The sequence below is a fragment of the uncultured Anaerofustis sp. genome (assembly GCF_938029165.1).
Taxonomy (GTDB): domain Bacteria; phylum Bacillota; class Clostridia; order Eubacteriales; family Anaerofustaceae; genus Anaerofustis.
Map to the genome: position 1 here is coordinate 79,223 of NZ_CALHFB010000030.1, position 22,888 is coordinate 102,110.

Below are 22,888 nucleotides of genomic sequence, written 5' to 3' on the forward strand. Positions count from 1 at the left end.
TCTATTCTCCATTTTTAAATATTTTACTGTCTATATCCGTTATTGTTATTTTACTTAGCTCTTCTTTACATACATCATCTAATTTTTCATATACTTCGTCCATGATATCCCCCATACCGGAAGCTATCAAACATTCCATATTGACATTTCCCGAACGCCAAGATATATCTATTACCCTTTTGCCGATTGCCTGATAAACATCAAGTAAAGTGATCTTAGCCGCATCTAGAGTAAAACTATATCCGCCCTTTACAGAACCTTCTTTTGTATTTACCAGTCCTGCCTTTTTAAGTTTGGAAAGGATTTTCCTTGCCCTTGCTGGATTTATACAAATATTCTCGGATATTTCTTCACTTGTCTTAATTTCTTTATAGTGATGATTTAAAAAAACCAATGCATGAACCGAAACCGCAAATTCGCTATTCATCAATTACCTCCTAAAATTATTTCTCTATTTCATAAGGCCAGTCAATTATCCCGCCAAAATCATATATATTTTTATATCCTATATCAACTAACTTCATCGAAGCATCTTTACTTCTCTTACCCGACCTGCAGTAAACTAATATAGTTTTTTCTAAATTTGGAATTTCTTCTAATACTTCATTACTAATAGTTTCATTTGGAACCAATACTGCATTTTTTATATGTCCGCTTTTATATTCATCTTCTCTTCTTACATCTAAAATAGTTACATCATCTAGTTCCATCATCTCTTTCGCTTCCAAAGCAGAAATTTTATGATAAGCACTTTTATTTTCTTCTTTAGGGATAAAAAATTTAAAACTAATAAACAAGATAATAACAATTCCCACTATAATCAATATATTTTTCACAACATCCTCCTTATGTAACAATTCGTGTTACAGTTTCTTTAATGTAATTATAACTGTTACAGATATATTTGTCAATATAAAATAAAAAAGAGAGGAAATAAATTTCCTCTCTTTAAATAATAACTGTCTAAACAGTTATTTTAATTCAGATTTGTACAGTTCTTCCATTTCATCACAGCTAAAAAATTCATCCATTTTCATATCGAGTACTCTTGATAAACTATATATAACATCTATACCCGGATTTTGACTTTTTCCATCAAATAAACTATATACAGTTGTCGGAGGAATACCTGCGCTCTCTGCAAGACTTTTAATGGAAATTTCTTTTGCTTCGCTTATTCTTATTATCCTTTTCGTTATAGCACCAATAAGATTAGTATCTGTTTTATATATTGCATTTACTGATATTTTTTCTCTATTCATTGTTTTTCTCCTTTAAAATTAAAATTGCCAAAGGGATTTTTATCCCTCTGACAACAAATCTTGAACATTCTATTTAAAACCTTTTTCTAAATTTACAAAGAATTCAGAATCGAAAAAATCTTTTATATCCATATCCAAACTATCGCAAATCATTTTAATAGTTTTGAAACTTGGATTAGCACATTTGCCGTCAAACATACTATAAACAGTAGTAGGCGGAATTGCTGACATATTCGCAAGTTTATTAATAGATAGTCCTCTTTCATCACATAATTCAATTATCCTTCTATTTAGTGAGTCTCTTAACTGCATTTCTATACCTCCTTTTCTAATTATTTTCATAGATAAAAACCCAAAATTATCTTCATATATCACCTCCTTTCAATTTTAGTAGCATAAAGTAGTATCTACATATAAAACAATTATTAAATATTTACTTAACATTTTGTAATAAAAAAGGACGCGTAAAAACACATCCCGAAATCACTGAAAATATAAATAAATATCTTAATAACACAAAAGAAAACAATCATATACTTTCTCCCATACTTTAACGTCAATATTCTATATCAGATAACTATGCCCACTTATATATTTTACCAATTTCATCCATTAAGTCTACATAATTTAAAATATTTTTATTTATAATGTAATTATATTGACATAAAGTAAAAATATATTATAATAAAGGAGAACAATCTTCAGGGTTGGGTGCAATTCCCTACCGGCAGTTAAAGTCTGCGAGCGCAAGCTGAAAAGGTGAAATTCCTTTACCGACGGTAAAGTCCGGATGAGAGAGGATACATAAAGTATTTTTTTAGTAATTTCCTGAAGGGTGATTACTATTTTTTTATGTATACCTTAATTTTAGGAGGTATAGAAAAAATGAAAGACACTAGAAGACTTGTAACAGTATCGATGCTTATTGCTTTATCGATAGTACTTATGTTAATCATAAGATTTCCTATCATGCCGTCGGCTGCATGGCTCGAGTATGAACCAATGGATATCCCGTTATTAATTGCAGGATTACAGTTCGGACCTGTAGTTGGGATCATCGCAGTCATTATTTCAAGCTCAATTCAAGCAATGACGGTGAGCGCTATGAATGGCTGGGTAGGAGCACTTATGCATATTATTTCGAGCAGCGCCTTGGTTGGAGTAACCGCACTTGTGTATAGAAAAAATAAAACAAAAAAAGGTGCAATGATAGGTTTGATACTAGGAGCATTATCAATGGTAATAGTAATGATCCCGGCAAACTTACTTATTACAACCAATTTTTATGGAATGCCAATGGATGCTGTAATAGCTTCCCTACCGGTAGCTGTAATTCCATTTAATTTACTCAAAGCAGGTATCAATTGTTTAGTTACATTTATTATTTATAAACCAATAAGTAATTTTATCAACAAACAAAATGACAGAAATGTAATAAATACAACTAAATAATATATACAATTCTTTACTTAATGAAATCCTTAGACCTTCTTTATGAAGGTCTTATTTTTTATTAATCCATCTAAAGTGACCGCTGATATCATTATATCTATACATTGCATAAACTTCTTTTTTCTCAAACTTACTTTGATGTATTATGAATACTTCACCATTTTTAGTTCTCTTATCCGATACTATTCCTATATGACTATCTGAAAATGTTATTATATCTCCGGGCTGCCACTGGTCTACCTTTGTTATGTCTTTCGTAAGAGAAAGTGCATTCATCCTAAAAAAGACTAATAAATTCGGTACCCTTCTAAAGTCAATATTGGGGTCCGGATTACCTTCTACTCTATAATATTCTTTTATGTTATTTTTGATATCATAATCAACCAAATCTTTCAAATCATATCCCGCTTTTTTAAATGCATACCATATTACGTCTGTACATACTCCTTCGCCCTTAGGAGGATATCCGTCTTTATAATATGCACTTTTATATTTAGGTTTCGTCATTACATACTCTCTGGCGCCAAGCATTATATCAGTATAATCATCTATTCCGTCCTTATCCTTATCTATATCAGACTTTATATCTTTTATTCCAAGTTCTTCCGAGCTATAAGATTTAGTTGGTATATATCCGAAATATTTAAAAATATATAATAAAATAACAGCAAATACTATTATTATTAAAAACAAAATTCTCTTTTTATTCATAATCCCCTCATTCCAAATACAAAAAAACAGTTCCCCTAATAGAGAACTGCCCTTTTAGAAAAACTAATCTTCAACTTCGTTTTCTAATTCCTGTAACTTTTCTTCATAAGCTTTTAAAACCTTATTTTGAATATCGACTCTGGTTTCAAGGTTTATAGGATGTGCAATATCTTTGAATTCCCCATTAGGCATTTTTCTGCTCGGCATAGCAATAAATACCCCATTATCTCCTTCAATAATTTTGATGTCGTGAATAACAAACTGATCGTCAAATGTTACTGATACAATTGCTTTCATCTTACCTTCATCATATGTCTTTCTTACCCTAATGTCTGTGATTTGCATTATACGTTTCCTCCCTTTAATCTGTTATAAATATTATACCTCATAAATTTTATAATTGCAACAACGATTACATAGGCTGTACATAAGGGATTTGGGATTTTCATAATAGTTATATTTTAAAATAAGATGCATATATTTTATTAGTATATTTAACTATAGTTATATACAATAAAATACATATTGTAAAAATTATAAAAACATAGTAAAATGTATATTATATTTATTTTAAGATAAAAATTACATGGCGGTGAATTAATTATGAATATAGATTTAGAGAATATTAAAAAAATATATTTTATAGGTATCGGCGGAACCAGTATGTCGGGGCTTGCACTTATGTCTAAAATCAACGGCAAAGAAGTTTTGGGTTCTGACATGAGACCTTGTGTATATACAGAGAAGTTAGAAAAAAATGGAATTAAAGTAATTATCGGACATAATAAAGAAAATATAACTGATGATATTGATCTAATCGTATATTCAGCAGCTATAAGAGAAAATAACCCTGAAAGAGTAGAAGGAAAAAACAAAGGTATCTTAGAACTTGAACGTTCTGTTTATCTCGGACTCATCAGCAGATATTATAAAAGAACAATTGCAGTAAGCGGTACTCATGGAAAAACTACAACCTCTTCATTGATGTCTTTAGTTTTTTTAAATGCAAATTTAGACCCTTCTATTTCAATAGGCGGAACGCTTAAAAAGATAAACGGGAATTCAAGAGTGGGCGACAGCGATTATTTTGTTATAGAAGCATGTGAGTTTGTGGATAGTTTCTTACACTCAAGACATTTTGTGGGAACAATTCAAAATATAGAAAAAGATCATTTAGATTACTTTACCGGCGGACTTGAACAAATAAAAGAATCATTTAGAAAATTTGCACAGATAACACCAAAGGACGGAATGCTTGTAGTAAACGGAGACGATGAAAATGTTTTGGATATACTTGAAGGTTTAGAATGTAAAATTGTTAAAGCAGGACTATCCGACAGCAATGATTTTGTAGCCAAGAACATAACATATGATAAATTCGGTAATCCAAACTTCGATGTTTATAAACACGGAGAATTCTATCACAATTTTGAACTAAATATCCCGGGTGAACATAATGTTTTAAATGCTTTGAGCGTAGTAGCCGTAGCAGACTTTTTCATGATAGATAAAGAAGTTGTAAATGACAGCTTTAAAGAGTTTACCGGAGCTAAAAGAAGATTTGAAAAGAGAGGTATAGTTAACGATATTACTGTTATTGAGGACTATGCACATCATCCCACAGAACTTAAGGTTACAATTGATGCTTGTAAAAATTATGAACATAATAAGTTGTTTGTAATATTCCAGCCTCATACTTACTCCAGGACATTCCTCTTATTCGATGAATTCGTGGAAGCAATGAAAGGCGCGGATGAACTTATATTAAATGATATTTACTCTGACAGAGAAGATAATGAATGGAATATCTATTCCGAAGATATAGCAAAAAAAGTAGTAGAAAAATATAATATACCTTCAAGAGTAATAAGTGAATTCAGCGATATAAGAGACTATGTAGTAAAGAATGCAAAAGCGGGAGATTTTGTATTGGTAGCGGGAAGCCAATCAATAAATCAGGTTGCATATGATATAGTAGAAAAATTAAAAGAAGTTTATAAATAAATTATTAAGATGTACATTGTTGTACATCTTTTTTTATTTCTGATATAATATTTATAATAAACTGTGGAAGGTATTATATGAAAGAAGAAAACATAAAAAGATGCAAATGGGTAGATTTAAATTCTGAAATTTATATCGATTATCACGATAAAGAGTGGGGCGTACCTACCTATAATGATAAAGAGTTATTTGAAATGCTTATACTTGAAGGGTTTCAGGCAGGTCTATCGTGGATAACGATACTAAAAAAAAGAGAAGCATTTAGAAAAGCATTTGACAATTTCGATGTAATTAAAGTATCTAAATACAGTGAAGAAAAGGTAAACGAATTATTAAACAATAAAGATATAGTTAGGAATAAAAACAAAATAAATGCAGCAATAAACAATGCTAAAATATTTATAAAGATACAAAATGAATTCGGAAGTTTTAAGAATTATATCTGGGGCTTTACAAATGGCAAAATAATAAAAAATACCGATGACAATATGCCAACGCATAATGAACTATCTGATACTGTATCAAGAGACTTAAAAAAACGCGGTATGAAATATGTGGGGACGATAATTATATACTCTTATCTTCAATCCATAGGAATAATAAATGACCATGAAAAAGAGTGTTTCAGATATTAAGAGAGGTGTTTATTATGAAAGTAAGAAAACATTACATTTTTAAAGGAAGAGTTCAGGCTGTAGGGTTTAGATACACCGCTTATAAAGAAGCTACTAAACTTGGTCTGACAGGGTTTGTAAAAAACTTAAAAAACGGAAATGTAGAAGCTGAATTTCAAGGAGAAGAATATCTTATAGATGAAGCTATAAAAGAATTAAAGTACGACCGTTTTATCTATATAGCATCTATGAAGGTAGATTATATAGAAATCATTCAAAATGAAACATCTTTTGACGTCTTATATTAAATAAAAATAGCACTAAATTTATAATTAGTGCTATTTTTTATTTCTTTATTATTTAACACATCTCTTACAAGGTAAATATCCTGCTTTCTTTGCCTTACCTAAAGTTGTTTTCTTTGGAGATTTTAAACAAGTTTTACTGTAATGATAACAAGTACTTTTTCTATTGGAAATATATACTTTCAAATGAGATTTACTTAAAACTTTTATTTTATATTTTAAAGTAATACCGTTTGCCTTAACTTTTATTGTTGTAGTTCCTGCCTTTTTACCGGTAACTACACCTTTACTGTTAACTGTTGCTATCTTTTTATTTGAAGATACAAATTTTATTTTATTCTTTGGACTGCATTTTGCTTTTATCTTTACTTTCTTACCTGAAATAATTTTCCCGGACTTCTTAGATAATTTAAGTTTAGATTGTTTAACGGTAACCGGAACTTTTACTTTTCTTCCGAGAGAAGAATAAGCTAAAATATGCGTCTTTCCTGCTTTTTTTGCTTTAATTGTTCCCTTTGAACTTACAGTTACGATTTTATTATTATAAGATTTAAACTTAATATATGAAGAAGGTTTCGCACTCCCTTTTATATTAGTACTAAAACTTGTGTATAGACTAATCTTTTTCTTAGACACCGATAATATTGGTGCTTTAACGGTAACAAGACATTTAGCTACTTTACCTGAAGTCGACTTTGCGTAAACATAACATTTACCAACTTTCTTGCCGGTTACAACTCCGGATGAAGTAACTGCCGCAATCTTTGAATTACTGCTGGAAAATGTTATTTTATCCGTAGAATAATCAGGAGTTAGACCTGCTTTAATTGTCTTCTTTTCAGATAGATACATACTCGAAGACGGAGTCACACTGACACTTGTACTTGGACATGTCGCCTTTTCCTTCGTAACATTAATTCTTTTATCATCAATAGTGACTGTAATACTTCCGTCCCTATCTGTACGATAAACTTTAGAACCCACTTTTGTTAGATTGTTTATGGTTTCTTTAGTGGGATGTCCGTAACTATTCTTTCCTACGCCAATGATAGAATATGTTGGTTTGACTTTACTTAAAAATGGCATTGAACTAGAAGTTTTGGCACCATGATGAGCTACTTTAAGTACATCATAATGCTTGATTAAGTTTTCATTTAATAAAATATTTTCTGCACTGCCGGTCATATCACCTGTCAGAAGTAAATTTCTGCCTAAAAAACTTACATCTAAAACAAGGCTTGCATCATTACCGGCTAAATCCGTCTCACCATAGAGAACTTTATTCTTTATATCACCTATATCAAATGTATCTCCGGTTTTAACTTTGATGACATCTATATTTTTATCTTCTAGTAATTTCATCAATTTACCATAAGCTACTTTTGCCTCTGCATTTTCACCTTCCATTACAGAAGAAATAAATACACCATGCTTGATATTGCCAAAATGTTCAACTATTTTTATAGCACCTCCCATATGGTCTATATCGGGATGAGTGATGACAAGTCTGTCTAATTTACTTACATTTATTTTATTTAAATAACTTATTACTTTATCTCCGCCGGGAGAATTACCGGTGTCAACAAGCATATTTTCTGAGTTATTTTCTATGAAAATACTGTCGCCCTGACCTACATCAATAAAATGAGCTTTCATTGAATTATTATTCCCGGATAATCTCTCTGCAAATACAAAAGGAGCAAACACTGAAAACGAAATTACTATGGTCAATACAACACATAATATTTTATTTTTGAATTTCATAATATTTCCCTCATCAATTTTTTTGTAATAAAAAAGAGTGGATAAAATATCCACTCAAATTATACAATAATATTTAAACTAATAATTACTATTTTTCGTAAGTATAGTATTCTGCACCTTTTTCTTCAAATTCCATTATAGCAGAAGTTGTCAAAGGATGATAAATAAGTTGTTCGAATAAGTCACAGCTGATTGTAGCAGCATGAGAACCAACCATAGCTACATTGTATACTTGTTGTGTATTTTTAAAGCTTGCAGCTAAAACTTTTGTATCTTTATCATACATTTCGAATAAGTTTACTATATCACCAACAACACCGATACCGTCAGAAGAGAAGTTATCAATTCTGTTTACGTATGGAGCTACATAATCAGCACCTGCTGTAGAAGCAAGTAAAGCTTGCTGAGCTGTAAAAATAGCTGTAGCAGTTACATTGAAACCTAATTCCTTTAATACGCTTATTGATTTAAGACCTTCACCTGTTACAGGAACTTTTACAAAGAAGTTTCCGCCTACAGTATCTCTAAGTCTGATAGCTTCTTTTACTATTTCATCGCAAGTTGATTCTAAAACTTGTGCATGAAGTTCAAGATCCGGACCGATTACATCTCTGATTGCTTTTATTTTTTTATAAACATTTTCTCCGTTTGCAGCAATAATACTTGGATTGGTAGTTACCCCATGAATTGGGAAATATTGTGTAATAGTTTTGATGCTTTCAACATTAGCATCATCAATTAAATATAACATATGTAATTTCTCCTTACTTTTTATAACACTTGTTTTTATGATAAGTGAATTATATATTATACTTTAAGTAATTACAAGTAGTTTCGTGTAAAAAAAGAAAAAAAGGTTATGAAAATAAAGGTAAATTTTCAAAAGATAATTATGTTTGATTAATTATAACCTTTACATTTATATATAAATAAAAAAGGATATAATGTTGTCGTAATACTGCTTTATATATTTTTAATTTCATTTGTTATTTATGATTTTAAAATGAAAGCAAAAGCACTACACAAATATTTATTTCAAGAATAAAGATATTTATGTAACTTTTACATCATGACAAAATGTATATATTGTTAAAAATAAAATTTTAATATATAATAATTATACTAAATTAAAATACAAAGGAAGTATTAAAATGGCTGAACTAATTGAGCTTAAAACCTTATTAGATAATATAGATAAAGAACTTTCGGATATTGCAAATTCAATAAATATAGAACTGTTAAAAGACGAGCTAAGATCAAAAGAAACCCTTATGAATGATAAAAGCTTTTGGAATGAAAGTGATAAAGCAAACAAAATCTTAAAAGAAGTCAAATCATTAAAATCCCAAATAAATTCCTATTCTTCTTTAGAGTATAAAAAAGATGATATAAGCGTACTTGTGGAAATGCTACAGGAAGATTTCTCTGAAAGTGATGCTGACAGCACGATGGAAGAATTATTAGCTCTTGAAAAGGAACTTAAGGTTTTTACTATAGACACATTGTTATCGGGAGAATATGATGCAAACAATGCTATATTATCTATCCACCCAGGAGCGGGCGGTACCGAAAGCCAGGACTGGGCTGAAATGCTTCTTAGAATGTTCATTAGATTTGCTGAAAAAAGAAATTTTAAAATAAAAATATTGGAGCAGCTTCCCGGAGATGTTGCGGGAATAAAAAGTGTTACAATATTAATAAGCGGGGATAATGCATATGGTTATTTAAAAGGAGAAAAAGGAGTTCATAGGCTTGTGAGGATCTCACCATTTGACAGTAACAGCAGGAGACATACCTCCTTCGCTTCCGTAGATGTGGAACCGGAGATAAAGGAAGATACTAATCTTGAAATAAATCCAAGTGATTTAAAAATCGATACGTACCGAGCAGGGGGTGCCGGAGGACAGCACGTCAATAAAACTGATTCAGCGGTAAGAATAACACATCTTCCCACAAAAATAGTTGTATCATGCCAAAATGAACGAAGTCAGTTCCAAAATAAAGAAACAGCAATGAAAATCCTTAAGGGGAAATTATATAAAATATTAATGGAAGAACATAAGGAAAAAATCGATGAAATAAAAGGAGACTACGGTCAAATAGCATGGGGAAATCAAATAAGGTCATATGTATTTCACCCTTACAGCATGGTAAAAGACCATAGAACAAAGGCTGAGACCTCAAATGTTCAGGCAGTGATGGACGGAGATATCAATGTATTCATCGATGCATATTTAAAAATGTAGAAAAATAATAAAAATAGAAATAAGTTTAAGCTTATTTCTATTTTTTACTTTAAATCAATATATACAATTATATTTAATTTTGATAATTTTCTAAAGAAAACAACCAATTATTAACTAAAGCATTAAATATTTGAGTTTGCTCAATTTGTAAATTATGACCTGCATAATTAATAACAGAAAAAGAAGCACTTTTATAGTCCTCTATTAAATTCCATAAATCCTGATAACCAACACAATTATCCTGTCTTCCCGCTATTAATAAAACAGATTTTTCATAATTAAGTTTACGAACTTCTTTATCAACATCAAATGAAAAACAATAATCATCTTTTAAATAATCAATAAATACATTATTAGCTATTTTAAGACCAGATTGTATTTCGTTTTTATATCTATAGAATACTTCACTATTGGCTACGATACAATACTCTAAAAAATCATTTTTTTCACTATCGTGTAACTCTTTTAAAAAGATTTCATCTCTATATTTGATTTTTACTTCCGGTACATTTCTTTTTTTAACATCAGAGATTACCACAGGGCAGATTAGTAGCATACCATCTACCATATCACTACATTTTGATAATATACCCCTAGCCAAATAACCTCCATATGATTGCCCTATCAGTAAAAATTTACTATTTATCACTTCTTTAATAAATGATAACAATATTTCTAAAATTTTATTAGATGAAGAATATTCTTTTAAAGCATCGGATTTCCCCATTCCTGGCAAATCTATATAAATACGTTTATAATTTTCATGTTTTTTAAATATTGGTTCCATACACTTTTTCAGTAAAGTCAAGTCACAGCCAAGACCATGTATCATTAGTACAGGATTACCGACACCGATAGTTTCATAATAAATATTTATATTTTTATAAGTATAAAACATAAGTTGTTCATCCTTTCTAAATTATATTTTTTGTAAATATCATAAATATATATCAAAGACAATATAATATAAATCAAACAATTCATATATTTATTATATAATAAAAACAGTTTAAGCATAATAAAGATCTTAATTTAAATCAATCAATATTCATTAAAAAAATATAATTCATTAAATATAACAAAATAATATAAAAAACCTTTTAAATCATTGACAGAACAAGGTCTTGGTGATATACTATTTAAGCATGTATCCGCACTGAAGAAGGTAAAAAGAAGTTGATTATTCACACCTTGGACGGCGAGACAGGATAGTGGAGGTAAAAGATATGTATGCAATTATTAAAACAGGCGGTAAACAATACCGTGTACAAAAAGGCGACGTTATAAACGTTGAAAAAATCGTTCCAAAGAGAAAAAATCAAAAGAAAGTTACTTTTGATGAAGTATTATTTGTAAACGAAGACGGAAATATGTTAGTAGGTGCACCTTTGGTAGAAGGCTATAAGGTAGAAGGTAAAATACTTGAACAAGGTAAGAGCGAAAAAGTCATTATCTACAAGTATAAAGCTAAAAAAGACTACAGAAGAAAACAAGGACACCGTCAGCCATATACACAAGTTGAAATAACAGGTCTTGTAAAAAAAGAAGAAAAAGCAGCTGAGTAATGATCAATATCAGCATTGATATAAAATCTGATTTTATTGAAACAATTAAGCTCAGCGGTCACGCTGAAAGCAATGAAAAAGGAAAAGACTTGATATGCTGCAGTATTTCGACTTTAACTATATCCCTTATAAATGCTTTAACGGAAATAGCTAAGGCAAATATCAAAGCAGAAGTATCTGAAGGATTTACATTGATAGAAATAGACGAACAAGAAAAAAATAAAAGATTAAAATCCGATATACTTACAAAAAGTTTTATGCTTTCAGTCAAAGGAATTGAAGAGGAAAACCCTGAGTTTATAAAACTAAATATCACGGAGGAATAAAAATGATTAAATTTAATTTAGATAACTTACAACTATTCGCCCACAAAAAAGGAATGGGTAGTACAAAGAATGGTAGAGACAGTGAATCAAAGAGACTTGGTACTAAAAAAGGTGACGGTCAATATGTTTTAGCTGGAAATATCATAGTTAGACAAAGAGGAACTAGAATTTATCCAGGAGTTAACGTAGGAATTGGCGGAGATGACACATTATTTGCTAAAGCTGACGGAGTTGTTAAATTCGAAAGAAAAGGCAAAACAAGAAAACAAGTTAGTGTTTACCCTAAGGCTCAATAGAATAATTTAAATAATAAACTCCATACTAAGTGTGTGGAGTTTAATTTTTTATAAAGGAAAATAATATATGTTTGTAGATAAAGTTAGTATAAATGTTAAAAGCGGTAAAGGCGGAGACGGTGCTGTCGCTTTTAGAAGAGAAAAATATGTTCCAAACGGAGGTCCTTCAGGAGGAGACGGCGGAAAAGGCGGAAATGTTATTTTTAAAAGTAATTCTGCCTTAAATACACTCGAAGCCTTTCGTTATAAAAGAAAGTTTGCTGCAGAAGCCGGAGAAAACGGCAGCAGAAGCAATATGAGCGGCAAAGACGGAAAAGATATAGTAATAGAAGTTCCTGTAGGAACCGTTATTTTTGATTCAGCAACCGGAGCTTTAATATGCGATATGGTAGAAGATAACCAGGAAATAACAGTGCTTAACGGAGGAAGAGGCGGCAGAGGCAATCAGCATTTTGCCACATCTACAAGACAGTCTCCCAAATTTGCAAAGCCCGGTGATGAAGCAGAAGAAAAAAATCTAATATTAGAACTTAAAACAATAGCCGATGTAGGACTTATCGGTTTTCCGAATGTAGGCAAATCAACGATCCTTTCAATGGTAACAAATGCTACACCTAAAATAGCCAATTATCACTTTACGACATTATCACCTAACCTAGGTATAGTTAAGTATAAAAACAGTGAGGAATTTGTTTTAGCCGATATCCCGGGACTTATAGAAGGCGCAAGCTCCGGACAAGGACTTGGACATCAGTTTTTAAGACATGTTGAAAGAACGAGACTTCTCGTGCATGTTCTTGACGCTTCGGGAGTAGAAGGAAGAGATCCAAAAAAAGATTTTGATATTATAAATAATGAATTATCTTTATATGCAGAGAAGTTAAAGGAAAGACCTCAAATAGTTGTTTTGAATAAAACCGACCTAATTGATATAGATAATAAGGAAGAAATAATCAAAGATTTAACAACTTACTTTGAACAAAAGGGATATAGAGTATTTGACTCAAGTGCGGCTATGAATGACGGACTTGATAAAATAATGAATTATATAGTAGAAGTACTCCCTACAATAGAAAGAACTCCATTATTCTTTACAACTGAAGAAAAAGTACTATATGCACCAAAAGCAGAAAAAGAATACGAAATCGAAAAAGAAAACGGAACTTATTATGTTGAAGGAAAAATGATGAGAAGACTCATAAATTCCGTTAATCTTGAAGATTATGAATCAAGCACATATTTTCAAAGAGTTCTTAAAAACAAAGGGATTTTTGCAGAACTTGAAAAAATGGGCATTACAGACGGAGATACAGTAAACATCGAAGGATTTGAATTTGAATATTATAAATAGGAAGTAGAAAAATGAACAGCAAAGAAAGAAGTTTATTAAAAAAAGAAGCGAGCAAGATGCAGCCAATAATACACATCGGTAAAGACGGAATGAGTGATAATATTGTCACTCAAGCCGATGATGCATTAAAAGCAAGAGAATTGATAAAAGGAAAAATACAGCAAAACTCTCTTGAAGATGTTAGAGAATCAGCAGAATATTTAGCAGATAAGACAAACAGTGAAGTAGTTATTACGATAGGAAGTACTTTTGTACTTTACAGAAGAAATCCCGATAAGAATAAATATAACATCTAGGAGATAAAATGAAAGTTGGTTTTATCGGCGGAAGTTTTAATCCCATACATAACGGACATATTAACTTGGCGCTTGCAGGAAAAAATGAATTTGATTTGGATAAAGTGATTTTTATTCCAAACAGTATAAACCCTATAAAAGAAAACAAAAGTAAAGTATCAACAGAAGACAGAGTAAAAATGGTAGAACTTGCTACTCAAGATTATGATGATTTTGAAATCGATACTTATGAAGTCGATAAAAAAGGAATAAGTTATACTATTGATACCGTTGAATATTTAAAAAATAAATATAATGATTTATATTTTATCGGAGGAGCAGACCTAATATTTGAACTTCATAAATGGAAAGACTATGAAAAGTTACTAAAAGAAGTAGATTTTATTATTGCCGGCAGGAATCCATATAAATTACCGGAACTTGAAGATAAAGTAAATGAGTTAAACAAAAAATATGATATAAATATAAATATCTTAAAGAACTTTAAGATGATCGATTTATCTTCCAGCGAAATAAGAAATAATATTTTATCAAATAAGTCTTTAAAAATTCCTAAAAAAGTGGCAGAATATATTATAAAGAATAATTTATATTATGATGACTAAGGGAGAAAAAATGAAAGAATATACCAGCATAAAGCAAACACTTAAAACACTTTTAAAAGAAGACAGATATATTCATACATTAGCTACACAGCGTGAAGCTGTCAAGCTTGCAAAAAATTATGGAGCAGATCCTGAAAAAGCATCTCTTGCCGCACTTTTACATGACTGCGCAAAAAATATGGAACCGGAAGCAATGATAGATATCTTATCTAAGCAGTATATCAAATTGGACGATATAGAAAGAAAAAATACTGCATTACTTCATGGAAAAGCCGGAAGAGTTATGGCAAAATTTAAGTTCAATGTAACGGATGAAGATATTTTGAATTCAATAGAATATCATACAACCGGTAAAGAAAATATGACATTATTACAAAAAATAATATTTCTTGCAGATGTGATTGAAGAGACCAGAACTTATGAAGGTGTGGAAGAAGTAAGGGAAGTAGCATATGAAAATATTGATAAAGCAATAGTTATGTCCCTTAACAGAACTATTTTATCCATTCTAAAAAAGGGATATCTTTTGCATCCAAATACTGTTAATGCAAGAAATTATTTGATAATGGAACGAGAAGAAAAAATGAAAGATTAAAAAGTCCTATGACAGGACTTTTTTTATTTCTAAAAATATAAGTTTTAATTGTCTTTTTTATAATTATTAACTAATAAATACAATTATAAATCATTAACTTTTTAACTAAATGATATATAACTTTTATACACCGCTGGCATCATTTAATTCAAACAGATTTCCTTCGGGATCTCTGAAATAAGTACAGCGCATACCCCATTCTTCAATATACTGCGGTTCACCTAAAAAAGCAACTCCCGCTTCTTTCATACGTAAATAATCAGAGTCTAAAGCAAGCGTAGGAATAACTGCAGTAATAGTATCCGGCTGTGTACTGAAATTTGGTTGTTCATATCCTTTAAACATTGACATTGCCTCTGCTGAAAAAATAGCAAAACAAGGATTTGACTTATCATCTACGGCAAAAGAAGTATAAGGTCCGTTTCTATCCCCCCAAACTGCGGTCAATCCAATTTTTTCTGTGTAAAAATCAAAACATTCCCCATAATTTTTTCTTACTAAAATACGAATTGTTGTTTCGTTAAATTTCATTTTTTAATCCTCTCTTTCTGTATTTAACATTACAGTAATATTATAGATTTAAAATTTCGCTATTTCACTGTAAAAATCGGACATATTGGCTCTATATTCACCGGGTGTAATATTACACACTACTTTAAAATCTTTTACAAAATGAGAAACATCATAATATCCAAGTTTTTCGCATATGATATCCAATGTAAATTTATTATTGTTTAAAAGCTGAAAAGACTTATTAATTCTAACTAATCGAGAAAATGACTTTATGCTCATGCCAACATATAAATTGAATAAACGATTTAAATGTCTCATACTGTAATAAATGTTTTTTAAAATTTCTTCAGAAGTAATACCGCCTTCAGTTTGAATGATAAGTTTAACAGCATTAGTAAGTTCACTTGGATATTGAAATATAATACTTTGCAGAAGGATTTCTTCTGATTTAAATAATAATTCATCTACGGATATAGACTTATTAAAAATAGCTCTCATATTAATATCAAGAGAATTATCAATAAATGAAAGAGGGATAATTTTATCTGTAAGTTTATTTTGATTTATTTTTGCAATGGGATAAAATCCTCCCGGTTGAAACTCGATAATGAATATGATATCGCATTTATTTGCAATATCACCTACTTTGACTGATTTAGTGGTCGGTCCAAACAAAAAGCTATGTATTTTTTTATTATATTGGAACAACACTAGTGTAACACTTCCGTGAGGCATAATAGTATAATAATCTGAAATGATCGTTTTATTGGGAATAGTAATTGTAAAATTAGATACTAAATGTCTTAATTTTTTACATGGACGTAAATAAACAAAGTTTTCTTCGTAAATTAGAATTTCTCTATTTTTAGTTATATTCTTTAAACTGCTTTTATTTATCATTTATATCATCCTTATTTTAATATTTGCATTAAATGAAATCGATCATATATCTACATGATACATGCTAATAAATAAATTTAAAAGCATTCTATTATTACTGAATTTTTATGTTAAATATAAATTCTTTTTGTAATAATGTAAATTATTTAATATTATTAGGAATATTTTAATAATTATTTAAATTTAAAATCAAAACGTTAATTTGTATATAACTTGCTTTAAAAATTAAAAAACTTATTAGAACCTCTATTTATCATTCTCAATGACATTTATCATAACCTTACTTATAAAATCAATATTTCTTTTATCAAAAACGACATCTTTATTTGTATGTATTTTATTCATATAATATCCGATTATAGGTTTCTTTTTAAGTGCGGCTACACCTATACTCTTTTTAAAAATCATTTGGTCGGATGGATAAAACGTATTTTTTGTATTTTCTATTAACACATTCTTTTTATAATTTTCTTTTTCCTTATTTAAATTCTCTTCTAAAATTTCGAATTTTTTATCAAACTTCGCTTTTTTAGAACACACAAACATAATATTATCCCCGTCGGATACACAGTCAAAATTTATTATTAACTTATAATTTAAGTTCTTATACTTTTTCTTAAAAGCAGATGAACCAACAAGCCCTGCCTCCTCATTATCAAAGAAAACAAAAGCTGTTTTATTCATATATTCTCTATCCAAACCATGGATTATAGTCAGTAAAGTTATTACTCCGGAAGTATTATCATTTGCAGTATGTCTATTGGGCTTACCGAATATCATTAAATAAATATCCATGAATAGAATAAACATATATATAAGTCTAGAGATAAGAGACTTATGAAATAAAAGTTCTGCGATAAAAGCACATATGAATGCACTCATTATCATTAAAAACGCTAAAAACAAAGAATATAAAAGATATATAAATATATTTTTAGGCGTTATGAAGTTTGGGAAAGGAAGTTTTGCACAAGTATCATAATGGGCAGTAAATATTGTGTCCGCTTCATCGATATCCCCTACTATAATATTTCTGCTTTTTATCATTCTACCATGGTTATCTATATTAAATTTAATTCCAAGCTTGTTAAAAATACTCTCAAGATATTCGATGAATTTGCTTTTATCATTATAGCTTTTTCTTACTTGATACTTATCAAAAATTTCATTAATAAAGTCATACATAATAATTCTCCTAGGATTTTATTCATTATAGCATATCATCTTATATACTTAAAAATATAAAATTATATTTCTAACAATAAAATAAAGCAATTCATCATATTAATATCACCATTATTAAACTTTTTAAATATTATAAAATAAAAGGAGGATTATATATGCAGTTAATAAACGAATTTGTACCATATAGTAAAGATATAATCGGACAGAGTAAATTAAATGAAAATTCTTTAAAATTTACTAAAACAAACAATAAAGAAGATATTATTGATGATGTCAGCAAGGTTGCTATAATGGCGATAACCTCAATGACAGGAATGGTAAAAATGGTAAGTGAAGCCATAATAAAAAGAATAAATGAATAAATACATATTAAAAAAACTAATAATAAATGATATAATGTATAAGCTGATTAAAATTTAGGAGAAAACACAAACATGTACTTAATAGTTGGACTTGGGAATATAGGAAGTGAATATAATCTTACACGACATAACATAGGTTTTGAAGTGGTAGATTATATAAGTGATGAATATGATATAAAAATAAATAAAACAAAGTTCAAAGCCGACTTTGGCAAAGGCAAATTGGCAGGTGAAGATGTCTTTTTAATCAAGCCTAGGACATATATGAACTTAAGCGGAGAAAGCGTTAAATTATTCAAGGATTATTTTAAAATACCAGAAGAAAATATATTAGTTATTTATGACGATATAGAACTTCCAAAGGGAAAACTCAGGATAAGAAAAAACGGAGGTCCCGGAACCCATAACGGAATGAAATCCATAGTGAAGGAACTGGGGACAAGAAACTTTCCAAGATTCAGACTGGGAGTTGGAAGTCCCGAACACGGAGACTTGGTAAATTATGTTCTCGGAAGATTTAACGAAGAAGAGCTCCCTATAATAAAAGATATGGTTATTATGACAAGTAAGGCTGTTTTTACTGCCCTCGATAAAGATTTGGATAAAGCAATGAATATGTACAATAAAAAATAAAAAAGAAGTGATTTACACTTCTTTTTTATTTATATGTAATCATCCTATTATATTTAACTACCTTTTAACACATATATATTACCGCCTATTTTATATAAATTATTATTTATGTTATAATATAAAAAATGGCATTTAAATCCTTACAGAAAAGATATACTTTAATTATAAGTGAGGTAAATCAAAATGAAAGAAAAATCATTTTTAATAGACTCAAGCGATGAAAAATTAAAAATATCATGTTATATGAAAATTCCGGAAGATAATATAAAAGGCATTGTTCAAATTGCCCATGGTATGGCAGAACATAAAGAAAGATACTATGATTTTATGGACTATTTATCAAATAATGGATATATAACCGTCATCAACGACCACAGAGGTCACGGAGAAAGTATAATCGAAGATAAAGACTTAGGTTATTTTTATGACGACAGCGGAGAGATGATAGTTAAAGATTTCCATAGTATAACTGAAGTTATTAAAGAGGAATATCAAGATATACCTTATTATATTTTCTCTCATAGTATGGGTACGTTAGTGGCAAGAAATTATTTGAAAGAATATGACAACGAAATAAATGGCATGATATTATGCGGTGCACCATATAAAAATCCAATGGCAAAAATGGGTCTTAACATCTCTTCGATAATCGGAAAATTAAAAGGTGAACATCACAGAAGCAAATTTATTCATGGATTGGCTTTTAATTCATTCAATGATAAATTCGAAGAACCTATAATGAATAAGTGGATAAACAGTAATATGTCAAAAGTCAAAGAATACAATAAAAACCCACTTTGCGGATATATTTTTACCATAAACGGATTTAAAAATCTTTTTAGTCTTGTTGACAAGGCATTCAATAAAGAGGAATATAAAATCAAGAATAAAGAATTACCTATATTTTTTATAGCGGGAGAAGATGACCCGGTTATCGGAGGAGTGGAAAAATTTAGAGAAAGTATAGAGTTTTTAAGAAATATCGGGTATACAAATATTTCTTCAAGATTATACTATGGTTTGAGACACGAAATATTAAATGAAAAAAATCATATGGAAGTTTATAAAGATGTACTGGAATTTTTAGATAATATTAATAATTAATTTTAATAAACAATTTACAAATTTAAGAATTCATGTTATTATATGAACTGAAAATGCTGCTATGGCTCAGGCGGTAGAGCACTTCCTTGGTAAGGAAGAGGTCACGGGTTCAAGTCCCGTTAGTAGCTCCATTAAAAAAACTATCTGTACTGAAGTTTCAGTACAGATTTTTTTATTTTTATAAAGCTATTGAAATAATTGTCCTTATTTATATATTCGACTGACAAGCGATTGCTTATTTTATTATTTTCCATTATGATTGTAATAACATAACGGAGGAACATTAATGAATTATAAAAAAATAGGAACATTTATCTGCAGTCTCAGAAAAGAAAAAAATTTGACTCAAAAAGAACTTGCAGATAAACTCAATATTACAAACAAAGCAATATCAAAATGGGAAAGAGGAATAAGTTGTCCCGATATTTCTTTGCTTATACCATTATCCGATATTCTTGAAGTAACGACAAATGAAATACTTAACGGACAAAGAGAAGAAGTATCGGATATCAATAAAGACGTAGACAAAAAAGTAAAAAAGACACTTACATATATGGTTGATATATCGAGTGAAAAGAGTAAGAAATATTTAAATTATATATTTTTAGGTGTTACATTCTCTCTTATTATAAGTATGATAATTTGCTTGATATGCGATTATGTATTGTATGATTCTTTTTCATGGTCGCGTGTTGTATCAGCTTCATGTATATTAAGCTGGTTTATTATACTCCCGTTTTTTAAATCCAAAAGAGACAAAGTTAAATCGGTCATTATAAGTATTACGCTGTCAATTATCCCATATCTATTTGTGTTAAGTATTTTATTAAAAAATAATTTAATATTTTCTCTTGGAAGTATTATAGCTGTACTTAGCATAATATATATTTGGATACTATATTACTTATACACAAAAATGAAACACAAAAAATTTAAAGCTACAGGGATGGCATTTTTATTATTGATCCCTTTAAGCCTTTCTATAAACCATATAGCAAATTATTTTATAGGTCCGGATCCATTTGAGGTATTTAACGCAATTATAAATACAATAAGTGCTATAATAGTTGCACTGGTATGCTTTAGTATGAGTAAGAAGAGAAATGAAGGTTAAAATAAAAGTAAATAATAATAAAAATAGTATTTCTTTAAACCGTATAGTATAATTAACTAAAGCTATATAGGAGAAAAATATGGAAACAGAAAATAAGACGACGATAATAAAGAAAAGTGTGAAATCCGGGATTTCATTCGGAAGTGCCCTTGCAATGGTCATAAGCTATTCTACATGGCATTCCATAGGCTGGGCAATCATTCACGGATTATTAAGCTGGGTATATGTTATATACTTTTTTATTGTTCATTATTAATTTATAAAAAATATACTAATATAAAAAGGAGATATGTGATTTATCTCCTTTTTTATTATAATAACTATTTTGCTTTTACAGGAATCCAAATCTCGCTGTAATAATCATCATCTTCTACACCTTTTTTATACTCCGCCGGATCACTGTACATTTCAATATTATATCCTGCAGCTATTTCATAGTCCCTACAGTTCGGTAACCACTGTGAAAAAATCTTCTTTTGCACATCGGGAATCGATTTAGAACTTGCACCTTTACAAGAAAATACCGCCCAAGTATGTTCCGGAATGGTTTTTGTTATAAATTCTTCGGAAATATCTTTTATAGGGTCGTAATTGTCCGCAATAAGATATTCAAACTTATTACCCTCCATATTTTCATCGATAGAAATACCATACACACTGCATACAATATTACTTAACCCTTTTTGGTAATATTCTTCCCATAACTTAGGAACCTCTGTTTCGGCTTCATCATAATTAAATACATTTGATATACCTACAACGGTAAATTGATCCTTTTTTACTATTTTATAATCCATAGTATAACCTCCTTCTAAGGTAAAATTGATTTTTAGCGAAGCAAAAGATTTTATCATTGCTTCACCCTTTCGTACAGAAGTAGGCGTTGCACCATGAAAACGAGTGAATGCTTTTGTGAAACTGTCCGGAGAATTATAACCATATTTTAAAGCAATATCTATGACTTTTTCATCTGTTGAAACAAGCTCACTGCCGGCAAGCGAAAGTCTGCGTTTTTTTATATAATCTCCCACGGTAAATCCGCAAAGCATGTTAAATCCTTTTTGAAAGTAAAAAGGTGAAATCAATACTTTATGTGCAATATCTTCGATTGTAAGTTCTTCTGTTAAATTATCCTCAATATAATTTATTGCGTCTATGATACATTCAGTCCACTCCATGATAAATACCTCCTATCTGTATTTATATCTTACTATTATTAGAAAAAGGTTTCCCGATTTTCTGTGCTTTGTTTTGTCTTTTAAAAATTATAATATAAGTATTTTATACCCTAACATATCAGACATACTTTTATTATGATTATGTATTATAATATTACCATTAGATTATATAAAAAACTACAGACCTTACAACTAAAATATATCTATTTTATAATTATATTTATTAATCATATTTCATAACGATACTTTTTAATACCTAAATATTTTATTTAAAAAATTAAAGTTATAATTTGATTATCTTTTAAGTTAAACAAAAAAACATCTTTCATTAGAAAGATGTTTAAAATCGTATAAATGGTGGGGGAGAATGGATTCGAACCATTGTAGGCTGAGCCAACGGATTTACAGTCCGCCCCCTTTAGCCACTCGGGCACTCCCCCATGAATATGCTATAATATTTTATTATATTATTTCCCTTTTGTCAAGAGATTAGTCATTTATATAGTA

The 22,888-nt window shown here is 29.5% G+C and carries 30 protein-coding genes, 2 tRNA genes and 1 riboswitch; of the genes, 18 read left to right on the forward strand and 14 right to left on the reverse strand.

The annotated features are described in order from the left end of the window. Nucleotide 1 precedes the first annotated feature (1 nt). From Q0516_RS03335 to Q0516_RS03350, 4 genes are all read right to left on the reverse strand, one after another. A complete protein-coding gene (locus tag Q0516_RS03335) occupies nucleotides 2-427 on the reverse strand; it encodes an Rrf2 family transcriptional regulator (protein ID WP_294465860.1) in 426 nt (141 codons plus the stop codon). Between the two features lie 16 nt (nucleotides 428-443). After that, complete coding sequence (locus Q0516_RS03340) at nucleotides 444-836, reverse strand: rhodanese-like domain-containing protein (protein WP_294465863.1); 393 nt, start codon at nucleotides 834-836, stop codon at nucleotides 444-446. Nucleotides 837-971: 135 nt separating this feature from the next. Next, on the reverse strand, nucleotides 972-1,262 hold the full coding sequence (locus Q0516_RS03345; RefSeq protein ID WP_257480040.1) for a helix-turn-helix transcriptional regulator: 291 nt from the start codon (nucleotides 1,260-1,262) through the stop codon (nucleotides 972-974). A 69-nt stretch (nucleotides 1,263-1,331) separates the two neighbouring features. Further along, nucleotides 1,332-1,574 (reverse strand): helix-turn-helix transcriptional regulator, encoded by a 243-nt coding sequence (locus Q0516_RS03350; RefSeq protein ID WP_294465866.1) that lies wholly within the window; start codon nucleotides 1,572-1,574, stop codon nucleotides 1,332-1,334. A 381-nt stretch (nucleotides 1,575-1,955) separates the two neighbouring features. Then, nucleotides 1,956-2,068: riboswitch (FMN riboswitch) on the forward strand. A 79-nt stretch (nucleotides 2,069-2,147) separates the two neighbouring features. Here Q0516_RS03350 and Q0516_RS03355 point away from each other — a divergent pair. Next, on the forward strand, nucleotides 2,148-2,714 hold the full coding sequence (locus Q0516_RS03355; RefSeq protein ID WP_257480038.1) for an ECF transporter S component: 567 nt from the start codon (nucleotides 2,148-2,150) through the stop codon (nucleotides 2,712-2,714). Between the two features lie 51 nt (nucleotides 2,715-2,765). On the opposite strand, the gene Q0516_RS03360 is transcribed toward Q0516_RS03355, so the two are convergent. Together Q0516_RS03360 and spoVG are read right to left on the reverse strand one after the other, a co-directional pair. Then, complete coding sequence (locus Q0516_RS03360) at nucleotides 2,766-3,425, reverse strand: DUF1287 domain-containing protein (RefSeq protein ID WP_294465871.1); 660 nt, start codon at nucleotides 3,423-3,425, stop codon at nucleotides 2,766-2,768. 63 nt (nucleotides 3,426-3,488) lie between these two features. After that, nucleotides 3,489-3,770, reverse strand: coding sequence for a septation regulator SpoVG (gene spoVG / locus Q0516_RS03365; protein ID WP_257480036.1), 282 nt, complete (start codon nucleotides 3,768-3,770; stop codon nucleotides 3,489-3,491). 258 nt (nucleotides 3,771-4,028) lie between these two features. On the opposite strand from spoVG, the gene murC reads away from it, so the two are divergent. From murC to Q0516_RS03380, 3 genes are all read left to right on the forward strand, one after another. After that, a complete protein-coding gene (murC, locus tag Q0516_RS03370) occupies nucleotides 4,029-5,429 on the forward strand; it encodes a UDP-N-acetylmuramate--L-alanine ligase (RefSeq protein WP_257480035.1) in 1,401 nt (466 codons plus the stop codon). Between the two features lie 77 nt (nucleotides 5,430-5,506). Continuing rightward, nucleotides 5,507-6,064 (forward strand): DNA-3-methyladenine glycosylase I, encoded by a 558-nt coding sequence (locus tag Q0516_RS03375; RefSeq protein ID WP_294465876.1) that lies wholly within the window; start codon nucleotides 5,507-5,509, stop codon nucleotides 6,062-6,064. 14 nt (nucleotides 6,065-6,078) lie between these two features. Continuing rightward, the gene (locus tag Q0516_RS03380) at nucleotides 6,079-6,351 is read left to right on the forward strand and encodes an acylphosphatase (protein ID WP_257480033.1); all 273 of its coding nucleotides are present in this window, start codon (nucleotides 6,079-6,081) and stop codon (nucleotides 6,349-6,351) included. A gap of 48 nt (nucleotides 6,352-6,399) precedes the next feature. Here the strand turns inward: Q0516_RS03380 and Q0516_RS03385 are convergent, their stop codons facing one another. Both Q0516_RS03385 and Q0516_RS03390 read right to left on the reverse strand, forming a co-directional pair. Further along, nucleotides 6,400-8,112, reverse strand: coding sequence for an MBL fold metallo-hydrolase (locus Q0516_RS03385; protein WP_294465879.1), 1,713 nt, complete (start codon nucleotides 8,110-8,112; stop codon nucleotides 6,400-6,402). Nucleotides 8,113-8,200: 88 nt separating this feature from the next. Next, on the reverse strand, nucleotides 8,201-8,863 hold the full coding sequence (locus tag Q0516_RS03390; protein WP_257480063.1) for a transaldolase family protein: 663 nt from the start codon (nucleotides 8,861-8,863) through the stop codon (nucleotides 8,201-8,203). A 400-nt stretch (nucleotides 8,864-9,263) separates the two neighbouring features. Here Q0516_RS03390 and prfB point away from each other — a divergent pair, with 400 nt between their 5' ends. Next, complete coding sequence (gene prfB / locus Q0516_RS03395) at nucleotides 9,264-10,358, forward strand: peptide chain release factor 2 (RefSeq protein ID WP_294465884.1); 1,095 nt, start codon at nucleotides 9,264-9,266, stop codon at nucleotides 10,356-10,358. A gap of 73 nt (nucleotides 10,359-10,431) precedes the next feature. Here the strand turns inward: prfB and Q0516_RS03400 are convergent, their stop codons facing one another. Beyond that, nucleotides 10,432-11,256 carry an alpha/beta hydrolase gene (locus Q0516_RS03400; protein WP_294465887.1) on the reverse strand — a complete coding sequence of 275 codons (825 nt, stop codon included), beginning with the start codon at nucleotides 11,254-11,256 and terminating at the stop codon, nucleotides 10,432-10,434. A gap of 328 nt (nucleotides 11,257-11,584) precedes the next feature. Here Q0516_RS03400 and rplU point away from each other — a divergent pair, with 328 nt between their 5' ends. From rplU to yqeK, 7 genes are all read left to right on the forward strand, one after another. After that, nucleotides 11,585-11,923 (forward strand): 50S ribosomal protein L21, encoded by a 339-nt coding sequence (gene rplU, locus Q0516_RS03405; RefSeq protein ID WP_117530850.1) that lies wholly within the window; start codon nucleotides 11,585-11,587, stop codon nucleotides 11,921-11,923. Further along, nucleotides 11,923-12,249 carry a ribosomal-processing cysteine protease Prp gene (locus tag Q0516_RS03410; protein WP_117530852.1) on the forward strand — a complete coding sequence of 109 codons (327 nt, stop codon included), beginning with the start codon at nucleotides 11,923-11,925 and terminating at the stop codon, nucleotides 12,247-12,249. Before rplU ends, Q0516_RS03410 begins: the two co-directional genes overlap by 1 nt. A 2-nt stretch (nucleotides 12,250-12,251) precedes the next feature. Continuing rightward, on the forward strand, nucleotides 12,252-12,545 hold the full coding sequence (gene rpmA, locus Q0516_RS03415) for a 50S ribosomal protein L27 (protein WP_007050617.1): 294 nt from the start codon (nucleotides 12,252-12,254) through the stop codon (nucleotides 12,543-12,545). 67 nt (nucleotides 12,546-12,612) lie between these two features. Further along, nucleotides 12,613-13,896: a GTPase ObgE gene (gene obgE, locus Q0516_RS03420; RefSeq protein WP_117530854.1), complete on the forward strand. Its 1,284-nt coding sequence runs from the start codon at nucleotides 12,613-12,615 to the stop codon at nucleotides 13,894-13,896. A gap of 11 nt (nucleotides 13,897-13,907) precedes the next feature. Continuing rightward, nucleotides 13,908-14,192 carry a ribosome assembly RNA-binding protein YhbY gene (gene yhbY, locus Q0516_RS03425; RefSeq protein WP_294465913.1) on the forward strand — a complete coding sequence of 95 codons (285 nt, stop codon included), beginning with the start codon at nucleotides 13,908-13,910 and terminating at the stop codon, nucleotides 14,190-14,192. A gap of 8 nt (nucleotides 14,193-14,200) precedes the next feature. Then, nucleotides 14,201-14,797 (forward strand): nicotinate (nicotinamide) nucleotide adenylyltransferase, encoded by a 597-nt coding sequence (nadD, locus tag Q0516_RS03430; protein WP_294465916.1) that lies wholly within the window; start codon nucleotides 14,201-14,203, stop codon nucleotides 14,795-14,797. A 10-nt stretch (nucleotides 14,798-14,807) separates the two neighbouring features. Next, entirely contained in the window at nucleotides 14,808-15,392 is a 585-nt protein-coding gene (gene yqeK / locus Q0516_RS03435) for a bis(5'-nucleosyl)-tetraphosphatase (symmetrical) YqeK (RefSeq protein WP_294465923.1), read from the forward strand. 123 nt (nucleotides 15,393-15,515) lie between these two features. On the opposite strand, the gene Q0516_RS03440 is transcribed toward yqeK, so the two are convergent. From Q0516_RS03440 to Q0516_RS03450, 3 genes are all read right to left on the reverse strand, one after another. Continuing rightward, nucleotides 15,516-15,923 carry a VOC family protein gene (locus Q0516_RS03440; RefSeq protein ID WP_294465925.1) on the reverse strand — a complete coding sequence of 136 codons (408 nt, stop codon included), beginning with the start codon at nucleotides 15,921-15,923 and terminating at the stop codon, nucleotides 15,516-15,518. 48 nt (nucleotides 15,924-15,971) lie between these two features. Further along, a complete protein-coding gene (locus Q0516_RS03445; RefSeq protein WP_294465927.1) occupies nucleotides 15,972-16,805 on the reverse strand; it encodes a helix-turn-helix transcriptional regulator in 834 nt (277 codons plus the stop codon). Nucleotides 16,806-17,051: 246 nt separating this feature from the next. After that, entirely contained in the window at nucleotides 17,052-17,990 is a 939-nt protein-coding gene (locus Q0516_RS03450) for a M28 family peptidase (protein ID WP_294465931.1), read from the reverse strand. Between the two features lie 155 nt (nucleotides 17,991-18,145). Between Q0516_RS03450 and Q0516_RS03455 the strand changes: the two genes are divergently transcribed. The 6 genes from Q0516_RS03455 to Q0516_RS03480 all read left to right on the forward strand — a co-directional run bounded on the left by Q0516_RS03455 (nucleotide 18,146) and on the right by Q0516_RS03480 (nucleotide 21,459). After that, complete coding sequence (locus Q0516_RS03455; protein ID WP_257480074.1) at nucleotides 18,146-18,352, forward strand: hypothetical protein; 207 nt, start codon at nucleotides 18,146-18,148, stop codon at nucleotides 18,350-18,352. 72 nt (nucleotides 18,353-18,424) lie between these two features. Continuing rightward, nucleotides 18,425-18,985: an aminoacyl-tRNA hydrolase gene (pth, locus tag Q0516_RS03460; RefSeq protein WP_294465939.1), complete on the forward strand. Its 561-nt coding sequence runs from the start codon at nucleotides 18,425-18,427 to the stop codon at nucleotides 18,983-18,985. Nucleotides 18,986-19,168: 183 nt separating this feature from the next. After that, nucleotides 19,169-20,089, forward strand: coding sequence for an alpha/beta hydrolase (locus Q0516_RS03465; protein ID WP_294465942.1), 921 nt, complete (start codon nucleotides 19,169-19,171; stop codon nucleotides 20,087-20,089). A gap of 55 nt (nucleotides 20,090-20,144) precedes the next feature. After that, nucleotides 20,145-20,220 (forward strand) — tRNA-Thr (locus tag Q0516_RS03470). A gap of 155 nt (nucleotides 20,221-20,375) precedes the next feature. Further along, nucleotides 20,376-21,203: a helix-turn-helix transcriptional regulator gene (locus tag Q0516_RS03475; RefSeq protein ID WP_294465945.1), complete on the forward strand. Its 828-nt coding sequence runs from the start codon at nucleotides 20,376-20,378 to the stop codon at nucleotides 21,201-21,203. A 79-nt stretch (nucleotides 21,204-21,282) separates the two neighbouring features. Next, entirely contained in the window at nucleotides 21,283-21,459 is a 177-nt protein-coding gene (locus Q0516_RS03480; RefSeq protein ID WP_007050606.1) for a hypothetical protein, read from the forward strand. A gap of 64 nt (nucleotides 21,460-21,523) precedes the next feature. Here the strand turns inward: Q0516_RS03480 and Q0516_RS03485 are convergent, their stop codons facing one another. Next, nucleotides 21,524-22,381 carry an AraC family transcriptional regulator gene (locus tag Q0516_RS03485; protein WP_294465952.1) on the reverse strand — a complete coding sequence of 286 codons (858 nt, stop codon included), beginning with the start codon at nucleotides 22,379-22,381 and terminating at the stop codon, nucleotides 21,524-21,526. Nucleotides 22,382-22,736: 355 nt separating this feature from the next. Next, a tRNA-Tyr gene (locus Q0516_RS03490) sits at nucleotides 22,737-22,821 on the reverse strand. Nucleotides 22,822-22,888: the final 67 nt, after the last annotated feature.

Excerpts from the sequence above, each read along its gene's own strand:
- Q0516_RS03335 (WP_294465860.1), bottom strand. The coding sequence starts at position 427 with ATGAATAGCGAATTTGCGGTTTCGGTTCATGCATTGGTTTTTTTAAAT.
- Q0516_RS03345 (WP_257480040.1), bottom strand. The coding sequence starts at position 1,262 with ATGAATAGAGAAAAAATATCAGTAAATGCAATATATAAAACAGATACT.
- Q0516_RS03350 (WP_294465866.1), bottom strand. The coding sequence starts at position 1,574 with ATGCAGTTAAGAGACTCACTAAATAGAAGGATAATTGAATTATGTGAT.
- Q0516_RS03355 (WP_257480038.1), top strand. The coding sequence starts at position 2,148 with ATGAAAGACACTAGAAGACTTGTAACAGTATCGATGCTTATTGCTTTA.
- Q0516_RS03360 (WP_294465871.1), bottom strand. The coding sequence starts at position 3,425 with ATGAATAAAAAGAGAATTTTGTTTTTAATAATAATAGTATTTGCTGTT.
- spoVG (WP_257480036.1), bottom strand. The coding sequence starts at position 3,770 with ATGCAAATCACAGACATTAGGGTAAGAAAGACATATGATGAAGGTAAG.
- murC (WP_257480035.1), top strand. The coding sequence starts at position 4,029 with ATGAATATAGATTTAGAGAATATTAAAAAAATATATTTTATAGGTATC.
- Q0516_RS03375 (WP_294465876.1), top strand. The coding sequence starts at position 5,507 with ATGAAAGAAGAAAACATAAAAAGATGCAAATGGGTAGATTTAAATTCT.
- Q0516_RS03380 (WP_257480033.1), top strand. The coding sequence starts at position 6,079 with ATGAAAGTAAGAAAACATTACATTTTTAAAGGAAGAGTTCAGGCTGTA.
- Q0516_RS03385 (WP_294465879.1), bottom strand. The coding sequence starts at position 8,112 with ATGAAATTCAAAAATAAAATATTATGTGTTGTATTGACCATAGTAATT.
- Q0516_RS03390 (WP_257480063.1), bottom strand. The coding sequence starts at position 8,863 with ATGTTATATTTAATTGATGATGCTAATGTTGAAAGCATCAAAACTATT.
- prfB (WP_294465884.1), top strand. The coding sequence starts at position 9,264 with ATGGCTGAACTAATTGAGCTTAAAACCTTATTAGATAATATAGATAAA.
- Q0516_RS03400 (WP_294465887.1), bottom strand. The coding sequence starts at position 11,256 with ATGTTTTATACTTATAAAAATATAAATATTTATTATGAAACTATCGGT.
- rplU (WP_117530850.1), top strand. The coding sequence starts at position 11,585 with ATGTATGCAATTATTAAAACAGGCGGTAAACAATACCGTGTACAAAAA.
- Q0516_RS03410 (WP_117530852.1), top strand. The coding sequence starts at position 11,923 with ATGATCAATATCAGCATTGATATAAAATCTGATTTTATTGAAACAATT.
- rpmA (WP_007050617.1), top strand. The coding sequence starts at position 12,252 with ATGATTAAATTTAATTTAGATAACTTACAACTATTCGCCCACAAAAAA.
- obgE (WP_117530854.1), top strand. The coding sequence starts at position 12,613 with ATGTTTGTAGATAAAGTTAGTATAAATGTTAAAAGCGGTAAAGGCGGA.
- yhbY (WP_294465913.1), top strand. The coding sequence starts at position 13,908 with ATGAACAGCAAAGAAAGAAGTTTATTAAAAAAAGAAGCGAGCAAGATG.
- nadD (WP_294465916.1), top strand. The coding sequence starts at position 14,201 with ATGAAAGTTGGTTTTATCGGCGGAAGTTTTAATCCCATACATAACGGA.
- yqeK (WP_294465923.1), top strand. The coding sequence starts at position 14,808 with ATGAAAGAATATACCAGCATAAAGCAAACACTTAAAACACTTTTAAAA.
- Q0516_RS03440 (WP_294465925.1), bottom strand. The coding sequence starts at position 15,923 with ATGAAATTTAACGAAACAACAATTCGTATTTTAGTAAGAAAAAATTAT.
- Q0516_RS03445 (WP_294465927.1), bottom strand. The coding sequence starts at position 16,805 with ATGATAAATAAAAGCAGTTTAAAGAATATAACTAAAAATAGAGAAATT.
- Q0516_RS03450 (WP_294465931.1), bottom strand. The coding sequence starts at position 17,990 with ATGTATGACTTTATTAATGAAATTTTTGATAAGTATCAAGTAAGAAAA.
- Q0516_RS03455 (WP_257480074.1), top strand. The coding sequence starts at position 18,146 with ATGCAGTTAATAAACGAATTTGTACCATATAGTAAAGATATAATCGGA.
- pth (WP_294465939.1), top strand. The coding sequence starts at position 18,425 with ATGTACTTAATAGTTGGACTTGGGAATATAGGAAGTGAATATAATCTT.
- Q0516_RS03465 (WP_294465942.1), top strand. The coding sequence starts at position 19,169 with ATGAAAGAAAAATCATTTTTAATAGACTCAAGCGATGAAAAATTAAAA.
- Q0516_RS03475 (WP_294465945.1), top strand. The coding sequence starts at position 20,376 with ATGAATTATAAAAAAATAGGAACATTTATCTGCAGTCTCAGAAAAGAA.
- Q0516_RS03480 (WP_007050606.1), top strand. The coding sequence starts at position 21,283 with ATGGAAACAGAAAATAAGACGACGATAATAAAGAAAAGTGTGAAATCC.
- Q0516_RS03485 (WP_294465952.1), bottom strand. The coding sequence starts at position 22,381 with ATGGAGTGGACTGAATGTATCATAGACGCAATAAATTATATTGAGGAT.